This window comes from Carnobacterium sp. (assembly GCF_040274425.1).
The window spans coordinates 1-12,091 of record NZ_JBEMBC010000028.1 but is presented as its reverse complement, the minus strand read 5'-3'; the positions used below and the strand labels follow the sequence as shown (position 1 = coordinate 12,091).

Annotated in this window: 10 protein-coding genes; 3 read left to right on the top strand and 7 right to left on the bottom strand. The window is 39.6% G+C overall.

Translation table 11 applies throughout. The annotated features are described in order from the left end of the window. Positions 1 to 29: 29 nt before the first annotated feature. The 7 genes from carB to lspA all read right to left on the bottom strand — a co-directional run bounded on the left by carB (position 30) and on the right by lspA (position 8,952). Complete coding sequence (gene carB, locus ABS911_RS07375) at positions 30 to 3,209, bottom strand: carbamoyl-phosphate synthase large subunit (RefSeq protein WP_350467042.1); 3,180 nt, start codon at positions 3,207 to 3,209, stop codon at positions 30 to 32. Then, positions 3,202 to 4,290, bottom strand: coding sequence for a carbamoyl phosphate synthase small subunit (locus tag ABS911_RS07370; protein WP_350467041.1), 1,089 nt, complete (start codon positions 4,288 to 4,290; stop codon positions 3,202 to 3,204). Before ABS911_RS07370 ends, carB begins: the two co-directional genes overlap by 8 nt. Beyond that, entirely contained in the window at positions 4,287 to 5,579 is a 1,293-nt protein-coding gene (gene pyrC / locus ABS911_RS07365; RefSeq protein WP_350467040.1) for a dihydroorotase, read from the bottom strand. The genes ABS911_RS07370 and pyrC overlap by 4 nt, the downstream gene beginning before the upstream one ends. Positions 5,580 to 5,601: 22 nt before the next feature. After that, positions 5,602 to 6,546 (bottom strand): aspartate carbamoyltransferase catalytic subunit, encoded by a 945-nt coding sequence (locus tag ABS911_RS07360; protein ID WP_350467039.1) that lies wholly within the window; start codon positions 6,544 to 6,546, stop codon positions 5,602 to 5,604. A gap of 198 nt (positions 6,547 to 6,744) precedes the next feature. Next, positions 6,745 to 7,302 (bottom strand): bifunctional pyr operon transcriptional regulator/uracil phosphoribosyltransferase PyrR, encoded by a 558-nt coding sequence (gene pyrR / locus ABS911_RS07355; RefSeq protein WP_350467038.1) that lies wholly within the window; start codon positions 7,300 to 7,302, stop codon positions 6,745 to 6,747. Between the two features lie 236 nt (positions 7,303 to 7,538). Next, positions 7,539 to 8,444, bottom strand: coding sequence for an RluA family pseudouridine synthase (locus ABS911_RS07350; protein WP_350467037.1), 906 nt, complete (start codon positions 8,442 to 8,444; stop codon positions 7,539 to 7,541). Positions 8,445 to 8,490: 46 nt separating this feature from the next. Next, complete coding sequence (gene lspA / locus ABS911_RS07345; protein WP_350467036.1) at positions 8,491 to 8,952, bottom strand: signal peptidase II; 462 nt, start codon at positions 8,950 to 8,952, stop codon at positions 8,491 to 8,493. 259 nt (positions 8,953 to 9,211) lie between these two features. Here lspA and ABS911_RS07340 point away from each other — a divergent pair, with 259 nt between their 5' ends. From ABS911_RS07340 to ABS911_RS07330, 3 genes are read left to right on the top strand one after another with little or no spacing between them, the layout of a single operon-like run. Then, on the top strand, positions 9,212 to 9,853 hold the full coding sequence (locus tag ABS911_RS07340; protein ID WP_350467035.1) for a YkyA family protein: 642 nt from the start codon (positions 9,212 to 9,214) through the stop codon (positions 9,851 to 9,853). Positions 9,854 to 9,878: 25 nt separating this feature from the next. After that, on the top strand, positions 9,879 to 10,745 hold the full coding sequence (locus tag ABS911_RS07335) for a polysaccharide deacetylase family protein (protein ID WP_350467034.1): 867 nt from the start codon (positions 9,879 to 9,881) through the stop codon (positions 10,743 to 10,745). 6 nt (positions 10,746 to 10,751) lie between these two features. Beyond that, positions 10,752 to 11,963 carry a putative glycoside hydrolase gene (locus ABS911_RS07330; RefSeq protein WP_350467033.1) on the top strand — a complete coding sequence of 404 codons (1,212 nt, stop codon included), beginning with the start codon at positions 10,752 to 10,754 and terminating at the stop codon, positions 11,961 to 11,963. Positions 11,964 to 12,091 lie beyond the last annotated feature (128 nt).

The following is a 12,091-nucleotide window of genomic DNA, read 5'->3' as shown; positions in this document are numbered from 1 at the left end:
TTTTATCCTTATTTCAAAAAGTTCTTACTTTATAATGGACTAGTCATAAAATTACGCGATTCAAGGACATTAAGAATGGCCGAAACTGTATCGAGTGACGTTAGCAAGGGAATGCCTTGTTCAATGGCCGTTTTCCGAATGATTTCTCCATCGTTGACCACTCCAATTCCGGTAGTCATCGTATTGATCACTACTTGAATGGCGTTTCCTTGAATGAGGTCCAATACTGTTTCATCGGTATCTTGTTGTAGTTTAGCCACAATTTGAACCGGTATCTGGTGTTCGGCAAAAAACTGTCCTGTTCCTTCAGTTGTCACGATCGTATAGCCAATGTCGTAAAATCGCTTAGCTAAAATCAAGGATTCTTCTTTGTCTTCATCGGAAATCGTAAACAATACCGTTCCGTGATCATGCAAATGCATGTAGCTTCCTTCAAAGGCTTTATAAAGGGCCTTTTCCATCGTTGTATCACTTCCCATGACTTCTCCTGTAGATTTCATTTCTGGTCCTAATAAGGCATCTACTTTTTGCAGTTTCGTAAACGAGAACACTGGAGCTTTCACGTGAATCAAAACCGACTCTTTATATAACCCATTATTGTAGCCTTGTTCCTTAAGAGATTGACCTAAAATTGCTTTAGTTGCGACTTGAGCCATTGGGATCCCTGTGACTTTACTTAAAAATGGCACGGTCCGACTTGCCCGAGGGTTAACTTCTATGACATAAACAGTGTTGTCATGCAGAACAAATTGAACATTCATCATGCCGATACAATTCAAACCGAGTGCCAAACGAGTGGTGTAATCTACGATCGTATCTTGGATCTCTTTTGATAAAGATTGTGGAGGGTATACCGCCATTGAATCCCCCGAGTGAACACCTGAACGTTCGATGTGTTCCATGATTCCGGGGATAAGAACTGTTTCGCCATCGCAGATAGCATCTACTTCAACTTCTTTTCCTACTAAGTAGCGGTCAATCAATACTGGGTGTTCTGGAGAAGCTTTTACCGCATTTCTCATGTAATTTTCTAAATCTGGCTGAGTATCTACAATTTGCATGCCTCGGCCGCCTAAAACGTAACTTGGACGAACTAAAACGGGGTATCCGATCCGATCCGCAATAACTACTGCTTCACTTTCGGTTGTAGCCGTATCCCCTAAAGGCTGAGGTACCTGTAGTTCATTCAGTGCTTGTTCAAATAGATTTCTATTTTCTGCGCGATCTAAATCTTCTACACTCGTTCCTAATAATGTAATGCCCATATTCGTTAGTGGTTCTGCTAGGTTAATAGCTGTTTGCCCTCCGAACTGAACAATGACTCCTATTGGCTGCTCTAGACGAATGACATGCATGACATCTTCTAATGTCAATGGTTCAAAATAGAGTTTGTCTGAAATGGAGAAATCTGTTGAAACGGTTTCTGGATTGCTGTTCATGATAATCGCTTCATATCCTGCTTGTTGGATGGCTTTAACAGAATGGACCGTCGCATAATCAAATTCAACCCCTTGTCCGATTCGAATAGGACCTGACCCTAGTACTAAGACAGATTTTTTTTCTGAAACAATGCTCTCGTTTTCTTCTTCATACGTACTATAAAAATAAGGTGTATTGGAATCGAACTCTGCAGCACAAGTATCGACTGTTTTATAAACAGGGACGATGTCGTTTTCGTAACGCAACTCCAGTACCTCACTCTCATCGGTATTCCATAACTGTGCAATAGCCTTATCTGAGAAGCCGTATTCTTTTGCTGTAGTCAGTACATCAATAACATTCACATTTTCTTTCAGTTCATCTTCCAACTCCACAATATGAAGCATTTTGTCTAAGAAAAACAAATCGATCTTGGTTAAATTGGCTAAGTCTTCAATGGTGTACCCACGGCGAATACCTTCTGCAACATAGAATAAGCGATCATCCTCAGCTTTGATGATTTTTTCAATCAATACTTCATCCGTTGCTAGTGAAGCTTCTTCCAACAAAATATGAGAGACTCCTATTTCGAGTGAACGAACCGCCTTTAACAAGGCTTCTTCAATTGTCCGGCCGATCGCCATAACTTCTCCTGTAGCCTTCATTTGAGTTCCTAATCTCCGGTCACCTTGTTCAAACTTATCAAATGGCCAACGCGGGATTTTTGCGACGACATAATCTAAAGCCGGCTCGAATTCAGCATAGGTTGTTCCGGTCACTGGGTTTTTCATTTCATCCAGAGTTAAACCAACAGCGATTTTTGCGGCTAGCTTAGCAATCGGGTAGCCTGTTGCTTTACTCGCTAATGCTGAGGAACGACTGACACGTGGATTTACTTCAATGATGTAGTAGTTGAAGCTATCTGGATCGAGTGCTAGTTGAACATTGCACCCTCCTTCAATACCTAAAGCGCGAATGATTTTTAATGAGGAATCACGCAACATTTGGTGTTCTTTGTCTGTTAAGGTCTGCGTCGGAGCAAAGACGATGGAATCTCCTGTATGAATCCCAACAGGGTCAAAGTTTTCCATATTGCAGACAACGATCGCATTGTCATTTTTATCCCGCATCACTTCGTACTCGATTTCTTTGTATCCCGCAATGCTGATTTCGACTAGACATTGATTTACTGGCGATAATTTCAATCCATTCTTAACGATTTCTTTCAGCTCTTCCTCATTATCACAAATTCCTCCGCCAGTCCCGCCCATTGTAAACGCCGGACGAACGATTAACGGGAAGCCAATTTGTTCAGCGAAAGTCATTGCTTCCTCAACAGTATGAACAATTTCACTTTCTGGAACAGGTTCATTCAGTTCATTCATCAATTTCCGAAATAAATCTCTGTCTTCGGCTTGATCGATGGCACTTAATTTTGTTCCCAGCAATTCAATGCCCAACTCTTCTAGTATGCCAGAATTGGATAATTCCATAGCCATATTCAGTCCTGTTTGACCACCTAATGTAGGTACAATGGCATCTGGACGTTCCTTGCGCAAAATTTGTGAAACAAATTCTAACGTGATGGGTTCAATGTACACTTTGTCAGCAATTTCTTTATCTGTCATGATGGTCGCTGGATTTGAGTTGACCAATACGACTTCATAACCTTCTTCTTTTAATGCTAGACACGCTTGAGTACCTGCGTAATCAAATTCAGCTGCTTGACCAATAATGATCGGTCCTGATCCAATAACCATGATTTTAGTTAAGTCTGTGCGTTTAGGCATTCTTTTTTGTCTCCTTCCAAGCGTCCATTAATTCCATAAATTGATCAAATAAGTGTGCTGCATCATGTGGTCCTGGTGCTGCATCTGGATGATACTGGACACTGAAGACGGGGTGATAGCGGTGCTTGACACCTTCTACTGTTCCGTCATTCAATTCGATATGCGTCACAAGCAGTTTTTCTTTATCGATCGAGGCTGCATCAACAGCATACCCATGATTCTGTGAGGTGAAATCAATTCTTCCTGTTGCAATTTCTTTCACTGGATGATTAAAGCCGCGATGGCCAAACTTCATTTTAAATGTGCTGGCTCCATTTGCTAAAGCAATCAATTGATGTCCTAAACAAATCCCAAATACTGGGAGCTTTTCTTGAATTTCTTGGATCATGGTCAGTACATGCGGCAATGATGTAGGATCTCCTGGTCCGTTGGTCAACATAACTCCATCTGGTTGTAGACTTAAAATAATTTCAGCACTGGTATTATATGGCAAAACCGTCACGTGACAGTCCCGTTGGTTTAATTCGTTCAAGATACTGTGCTTCAGTCCAAAATCAATGACAACAACGTTTTTTCCCTTTCCAGGGCTGACATAAGACCGGGTCGTTGAGACTTGAGCAACTTGATTAGAAGGAAGCACTGTTGCTTTCAACTGATCAAAGGCATGTTTGATGTCATCTTCTGCATCAATGATCATGCCACGCATAGTACCGTGTTCTCGAATGACCCGTGTCAGCTTCCTTGTATCAACACCGGCTAAACCAGGAATTTTTTTATTTTTTAAAAACTCATCTAAACTCATTTGACTTCTCCAATTTGAAGGAACGCGGGCAAATTCTTTTACGATGACCGCTTTTGTGGTGGGATCAATGGATTCGTAATCGTCACGATTGATTCCTGCGTTTCCGATCAATGGATAGGTGAAGACCAACATTTGGCCATTGTATGACTGATCCGTGATAGATTCTTGGTAACCGGTCATTCCGGTTGAAAAGACGACTTCCCCGGTTGCGTCACTTGCAGCCCCAAATCCTCTTCCTTTAAAAATACTTCCGTCTTCTAGCAGCAATAATCGATTCATTGTACGGATCCCTCCTGGTAAACTAATTTCCCATCAACGAATGTCATGGTGGTCGTCCCTTTAACAGACCATCCTATAAAAGGTGTATTCGTGGCCAAAGAAAGAAAGTCTTCAGCTAATATCTCTTTAGGCGTTGCGAGGTCGAAAAAGGCTAAATCGGCTTTTTGACCGACTTCAATCGTTCCACCGTCTAAGTGAAAGAGTCTTGCTGGTTTATAGGCCATCCACTCAATAAGCTGAGCAAGGGATACCATCCCTTTTTCTACTAGATGTGTATACAGTAAGGAAAAAGCTGTTTCACTGCCTACGATTCCAAAAGGCGAATCTATCATTCCACCAGCTTTTTCTTCTTTGCTATGCGGGGCATGGTCAGTTGCGATTATATCGATCGTGCCATCCAACAAACCGTCGATCAATGCTTGACGGTCTTCTTGCCCTCTCAACGGAGGATTCATTTTATAGATACTGGTATCATTTGGAATGTCATCTTCTGTCAACAATAAATGATGGGGTGCAACTTCAGCAGTCACATGGATACCCGCACGTTTTGCATCACGAATGACTCTTACGCTTTCTTTCGTTGAGACATGACAGACATGGTAATGAGCGCCGGTTGCTTCACTAAGCAATACATCTCGTGCAATTTGACTCGCTTCAGCCACATTCAAGATACCTGGCAGTCCTAATGTTTGATTGCGTGTGCCTTCGTGCATGACACCGCCAAACAGTAAGGAATCATCTTCTGTGTGTGCTACGATAATGGTATTGTTTTTTGCGGCTTCTTTCATAGCTAGATACATCGTACCAGCTGTCTGAACACCTACTCCATCATTGGTAAAGGCAAATGCTCCAGCTTCTAACAACTCTTTTTGATTGGTTAAAGTTTCACTACGTAGACCCATTGTAATTGGCGCATATTGTTTGACCTTTACCACAGCATCTCGGGCAATTTTTTCTTGAAGAGTTTGCATTTTCTCAGCTGTATCCGGTTCTGGTTGAACATTGGGCATAGCGCAAACCATTGTGAATCCGCCACGTGCGGCTGCCATCGTTCCTGTCTTAATGGTTTCTTTATACGAAAAACCCGGTTCTCTTAAATGAACATGTACATCAATCAAGCCGGGAGCAACTAATGCTCCGCGAGCATCAATGACCTTATCCGTATTTTGGATAAGCGATGTTAAATCTGATCCAATAGCTTGGATCTGTTCTCCATTGATCAAAAGTTCAATGGGCTGATAGTCTTCATTTTCGTTTAACATAATGGCGTTTTTAATCCAGATCGTCATGGCTTCATCTCCTGAGGTAAATTTATAAAGGTGTTTTGCTGTTCGCTCTTCCCGCTATGATGGCTTCTAAAATCGCCATTCTGGCGTAGACGCCATTCGACATTTGAGTCACGATTCGTGATCGTTCACATTCGACCAGTGAGCTTTGTAACTCTACATCACGGTTGACTGGTGCAGGATGCATCAAAATTGCGGAAGGCTTCATATTTTTTTCGCGTAATTCGTTAATGCCATATTGATCTAGATAGCTGGCGATCAATGCATCGTTATAAGATTCATGGCGTTCGTGCTGTACACGTAAGAGCATGATCACGTCGGCTTCACAAACAAGATCATCCACTGTCGCGTATTGACCGTACTCTTTAAAAGTGTCATCTATCCATTCAGTCGGACCAGAGAAGAGAACCTCTGCACCCAGTCGTTTTAGCATATGCATATTTGATTTAGCTACTCTGGAGTGTTTTAAATCTCCAATGATAGCGATCTTTAAACCGTCAAAATGGCCGTATTCTTCGTAAATAGTCATTAAGTCCAATAAACATTGACTGGGGTGTTGGCCTGTTCCGTCTCCGCCGTTAATGATGGAGCATTTAATGGATGGGCTATTGATCAGTTCCGTGTAAAAAGCTTCTTTACTGTCACGAATAACGGCAATTTCCGTTCCAAGTGCTGACATTGTCAATACTGTGTCGTAAAGGCTTTCTCCTTTTTTGATGCTGCTTGTTGAAGGTTCAAAGCCAATGATTTCGATGCCCAATTTTTTTTCAGCCATTTCAAAACTTTTGTGTGTACGTGTACTGTTCTCAAAGAATAAATTCACCGCGTAAAGTGGCTCCATTACTTGAGCAGAGATCGTCCCTTTTTTAAATTGTGACGCTCGCTTGATCAACGTTAGAACCTCTTCATTTGTTAGATCTTCTACTGAGACAAAATGGTCTAAAGAAATTGTTGCAGAAATTTTTTCCATTGTCTTTTCCTCCTTATCATTTTTAAAGTCTAGTGGGGTGGAAATTTGTATAAAAAAAGAACCTAAAGTTTTGTGGAGAACTTTAGGTTCTAGAATAATCCCCCTTCTGCTTGTGCAGCACTTCCAGTATGGAATCAGGGTACAATTATAGTAGTGACCTTATTAGTCTCACAGGACTAATTTAAAGTTTCACTTAGCTTATTTAGTTATTTTTTGGATGAGCACATGATCTTCGCCATCCAGTTCTTGAACGCCAACTTTAATTTGTTCTTCTAAGGAAGTTGGAATGTTTTTACCAACAAAATCGGCACGAATCGGCAATTCTCTATGCCCTCTATCGACTAATACAGCTACAGAGATTTTGCTCGGGCGACCGATGTCCATCAGCGCATCTAGCGCAGCCCGAATCGTCCGGCCAGTAAACAATACGTCATCAATTAAAATGACTTGCTTGCCTTCAATAGAAACTGGAATATCCGATCCATTTATCATAGGTTCATTATTATTGCCGTTCGTCTCATGGACATCATCTCTATAAAGTGAAATGTCTAATTCACCCACTGGGATCTCCACGTTTTCCAACTGTTTCATGCGTTCAGCAATTCGTCTTGCGAGGTAAATGCCACGCGTTTTGATTCCAACTAAAACCAAGTCTTCAATTCCTTTGTTTCTTTCGATGATTTCATAAGTGATCCGAGTCAACGCACGTTTTACAGCAGCTTGATCAACTACTTCTACTTCTGATTTGATTGACATGTCTTCCCCTCCAACTTTTCATATCTCTTTAATAGGATTGGCCAATAAAAAATGCCCTCCTAACCTTTAATGGTCAAAGAGGGCATATTACTGTTGAGTAAATATAAGAGAAGGCTACATTCACCTTTTCTTATTATGCTCCTTCTTAGTCTCACAGGACTAGGATTAAAGGATAAGTTTATTTTTCTGTCACTTATGACTATATAGAACGTCTCTAAAAAAGTCAAACAAAAATTTTAGACATTTCTTAAGTTGCTTAATGTGTCTTCAAACAACTTCGGTAAAGGAGCTTCAAAAGTTAAGAATTCACCAGACGTTGGGTGTTTAAAACCTAATGTCGTTGCATGCAAGAATTGTCCCTTACCTTCTAATGTTTTTCTTGGTCCGTAAATTGGGTCTCCTGCTAAAGGATAACCGATGTATTTCATGTGCACACGGATTTGGTGTGTTCTACCAGTTTCTAACTTCAATGAAACCAATGTAAAATCTTTAAAACGTTCAAGAACGGTAAAGTGCGTTACAGCTGCTCTTCCACCATCAATGATATCTTGTTTTTTGCGGTCTTGTTTTGAACGCCCAAGTGGAGCATCGATCGTTCCTTTTTCATGTGGGATCACACCATGCACTAAGGCAATGTATTCTCTTAACGATGTTTTGTCTTTTAACTGAGCAGCTAGTTTTTCGTGAGCAGCATCATTTTTAGCAACCATTAATAAACCTGAAGTATCCTTATCGATACGGTGAACGATTCCTGGACGTATCGTTCCGTTGATACCAGACAAATCAGTGATGTGGTACATCAGTGCGTTCACTAATGTTCCTGTTTGATGACCAGCAGAAGGATGGACAACCATTCCTTGTGGTTTATTCACGACTACAACATCTTCATCTTGGTACACGATTTCGATGGGGATATCTTCTGCAAGTACCTCTAAAGAAACAAGCTCTGGTTCAATAATAGCAATCTCGTCTCCTGATTGTACTTTGTAATTGGCTTTCAACTTTTCTCCATTGACAGAAACGTTTCCTTCTTTGATCCATTGTTGGATGTGTGAACGTGTAATAGACGGCAATAAGTCAGTCAATACCTTATCTAAGCGACCTGATTCTTCGTTGATAATAAAATTATGTTCTTGTAACATGTTTGATCTCCTTCTTTAAACCCTTAATTTATCTTTAAATAGTGGTTTAGTGTTTCTTTTTTTCATTTCTTTCGTCTATGAAAACAAAAATAATCATTAAGAATACTCCGATACTTAAAGACATATCGGCTACGTTAAAAATCGGAAAATTAATAAATTCCAAACGAACCATGTCGATAACATATTCAAATCGAATACGATCAATAAAGTTTCCTATTGAACCAGCTAAAATAAGTGCTAAAGCAACTGAAAATAACCGACTGTTCTTACCATATTTTTGCAAATAATAAATAACAACGCCAATTACTATAATCGTTATAATATAAAAGAACCACATTTGGCCTTCTAAAATGCTCCAAGCAGCTCCGTCATTTTGAATATACATCCATGATAAGACATTTGGAACAACTTCTACAATTTCATATAAGTCAATATTTTGCACGGTTAAAAATTTAGTGAACTGATCAACGGCCACAATGATGGCAGCCAAGATATAATATATGAACATATTAGCCCTCTCTTTATCTCATTCTGTTTTTCACCTACTTGTCTATTTTACATGATTCTATACATAAGAGATAGTTTTTTATTTTTTCCTGCTTATCCTCTTTAATATTAAATAACTGGTCATATTGCTTTAGAAAGTGGGAAGCGTTTGCTATACTAGTTAAAGTTATTGATTAAATGAAAACGAAAAAAAGGTGCTTTTTCGTTTGTTTTTTCTTTACTTTGATGTTGTCTAAATTAAAAAAGGAGTTTTGTGTACAATGAAAAAAAGATATTTAGTCACAAATTTATTTGCTGTTTCCTTATTCTTGACAGCTTGCGGTAACGATGATGTTGCAAAAGCATTGGAGACCACCACATCTGTCGAGACTCAAAATGAACAGATCGTAACTGACTTAAATGCCATTTCAGAACAAGAAAAAAGTTTACAGGGAACGTTTGAAAATACGCTTTCTGAAGACGATTCATTAAGTACTTTAGCGGATAAATCTTCTGCTGTTTTTGAAAATGTTGAGACTCGGTCCTCTTCTCTTTCCGAACTAAAAGAAACGGTTTCTGCGATGAAAGAAGAACAAGTTCTCTTAGAAGAAAAAACAAGTGATAAACTGCCACAAGAAGAACTAACGGCATTATCAACAAATATAGAAGAACTGACTGCTAGCTTAGAGAAGTACATCGCTCATTATGAAACAGTGTTAGCCGAACAGGAAACATACTTTTCAGATCTAGGGAAAGAAGAAGCCACCTATGAGACCCTTACTGCAGGTATGGAAACCATTAATAAATCTGATGCTGAAACAAAAGCGTTGTTGGCTAAACTTGATCAGCAACTCGTCGCTGTACAAGATACTCAGGCTCAGTCGAAAGCGTCTCTTAACGAATTAAACGAATCATCTAAATAAGCATATAATAAAGGAGTCTTTGAAAATGAAATCTATTCTATTAGGAGTATCTCTTATGAGCGCTCTTATCTTAAGCGGTTGTCAAACTGCTGATACATCAGCTGACGACTCAACCACTTCTTCGCTTGTTTCTAACACAAGTGAGTCTCAATCAAGTAGCACGGAAGAATCTTCTACAAGTGAACAAAGCAATGAAGCTCAAAGTTCAGTAGAGTCTTCAGAGAAACCTTCTGATAAACAGGAAGCGTTTCGGTACCATATCAACCCAACTACCTCAGTCGTAGAACCGATCGATGAGGCCGTTGACCCTAAAGTAGCTCTTTTAACTTTTGATGATTCTCCTGATCAACACGCCGTAGAAATAGCTGAACAATTGAAAGCGATCAATGCCCCTGCCATCTTCTTTGTTAACGGTATGTACATAGAATCAGATGAAGGTAAAGCTAAGCTGAAACAAATTTATGATATGGGATTTGAAATTGGAAATCATACCCAAACACATCCTAACTTAAGTACCATCAGTTCAGAAGAACAACGTGAAGAAATTTTACAAACCAATCAATTGATTTATGAAGTAACCGGTGAAAAACCACGCTTCTTTCGTGCCCCTCATGGCGTAACGACGGAAACATCTGATGCTGTAATGGCTGAAGAAGACATGGTTTCAATGAACTGGACGTATGGATACGATTGGGAAGCGGATTACCAAACAAGTGAAGCTTTATCCGGTATCATGTTAAACACGGAATACCTAAATAATGGAGCGAACCTATTGATGCATGATCGTTCATGGACGAATGGAGCTGTCATTTCTATTGCTGAAGGCTTAATCGAAAAAGGGTTTACCCTAGTCGACCCTAATCTTATTGAATCACCTGAAAGAGAGGAATAAAAAAGTATGAAAAAATGTGCATCATTTTGGCTTGGGTTACTAGCAACAGCGAGCATTGGTTTCGCTCCTCTTGCAGTATCAGCTGAAGAAAATCCTGAACCAACTTTATTAGAAATCAACCCAGAACCAATCCTCAGCACACCTGCTGAGTTTCCTTCACAGTTCACTTACGATAGTGGCATCAACATTGAGTATCCTGAGAATGGCGTAAAAGGGATCTATGTAACAGCTTATTCAGCTGGTGGAACAGATAAAATGAAAGAATTGATTAATTTTGTTAACACCAGTGGACTAAATGCTATGGTCATTGATGTCAAAGACGATGTTGGAAAAATGACAATGGATCTTCAATCTGAAAATGACATTGTTCAACAAAGTACTGAAGCGTTTGTGACTGATCCAGCGGCTATGATGAAACAATTGGAAGAAAATAAAGTCTACCCTATCGCTCGTGTCGTTGTCTTTAAAGACACTTTACTAGCTGAAGCTAGACCGGACCTTTCTTTCAAAAAAGCGGATGGCAGTGTTTGGAAAAACGGCAATGGCGATGCATTTGTTAATCCTTTTTCTAAAGAAGTATGGGACTACAACGTCGAAGTGGCTAAGCAAGCTGCTAAAATGGGCTTCAAAGAAATCCAATTTGATTATGTTCGTTTCCCAGAAGGTTTCGAAAATGAAAGTGATTCATTAACTTATACCCGCGGCGATTACGAAACAAGTGAATTAGATGATGTTCAACAACGTGTTGAAGCAGTCACTGATTTTGTTGAATATGCTCGCGAAGAGTTAAAACCGTATGACGTTGAAGTATCCGTAGATATTTTTGGTTATGCAGCTACTGTTCCCGAAGCACCAGGTATTGGGCAAAACTTTGCTAAGATCTCAGAAAATGTCGATGTCATTTCTTCTATGATTTATCCTAGTCACTGGAATTCTTACTTTGGTATCAGCAAACCTGATTTAGAACCCTATAAATTAGTTGCTGAATACATGAAAGTAGAAAACGACTTGTTAGCAAGTTTAGATACGCCTCCTCAATCCAGACCTTGGATACAAGATTTTACAGCTTCTTACTTAGGTGCAGGAAATTACCAAAATTATGGTGCCGCACAAGTTGAAGACCAAATAAGAGCCTTACACGAAGCTGGAGTAAATGAATTTTTACTATGGGATGCATCCAACAGCTACACTGAAGGCGTTAATTACAATATGGAATAGAATGTCGGATTCCAATCTTTCTTGAATATGTAAACAAAGAACCCCCTCTTATTAAAATGGACCCTATGTCAAAGACATTTAAAAAAAGAGACCTTATGCAATACCTGATAAAAATTGTTCCCTGTAAT

Coding starts and splice junctions, on each gene's coding strand:
- ABS911_RS07335 (WP_350467034.1), top strand. CDS start 9,879: ATGAAATCTATTCTATTAGGAGTATCTCTTATGAGCGCTCTTATCTTA.
- ABS911_RS07330 (WP_350467033.1), top strand. CDS start 10,752: ATGAAAAAATGTGCATCATTTTGGCTTGGGTTACTAGCAACAGCGAGC.
- lspA (WP_350467036.1), bottom strand. CDS start 8,952: ATGTTCATATATTATATCTTGGCTGCCATCATTGTGGCCGTTGATCAG.
- ABS911_RS07340 (WP_350467035.1), top strand. CDS start 9,212: ATGAAAAAAAGATATTTAGTCACAAATTTATTTGCTGTTTCCTTATTC.
- pyrC (WP_350467040.1), bottom strand. CDS start 5,579: ATGACGATCTGGATTAAAAACGCCATTATGTTAAACGAAAATGAAGAC.
- ABS911_RS07350 (WP_350467037.1), bottom strand. CDS start 8,444: ATGTTACAAGAACATAATTTTATTATCAACGAAGAATCAGGTCGCTTA.
- carB (WP_350467042.1), bottom strand. CDS start 3,209: ATGCCTAAACGCACAGACTTAACTAAAATCATGGTTATTGGATCAGGA.
- ABS911_RS07360 (WP_350467039.1), bottom strand. CDS start 6,546: ATGGAAAAAATTTCTGCAACAATTTCTTTAGACCATTTTGTCTCAGTA.
- pyrR (WP_350467038.1), bottom strand. CDS start 7,302: ATGTCAATCAAATCAGAAGTAGAAGTAGTTGATCAAGCTGCTGTAAAA.
- ABS911_RS07370 (WP_350467041.1), bottom strand. CDS start 4,290: ATGAATCGATTATTGCTGCTAGAAGACGGAAGTATTTTTAAAGGAAGA.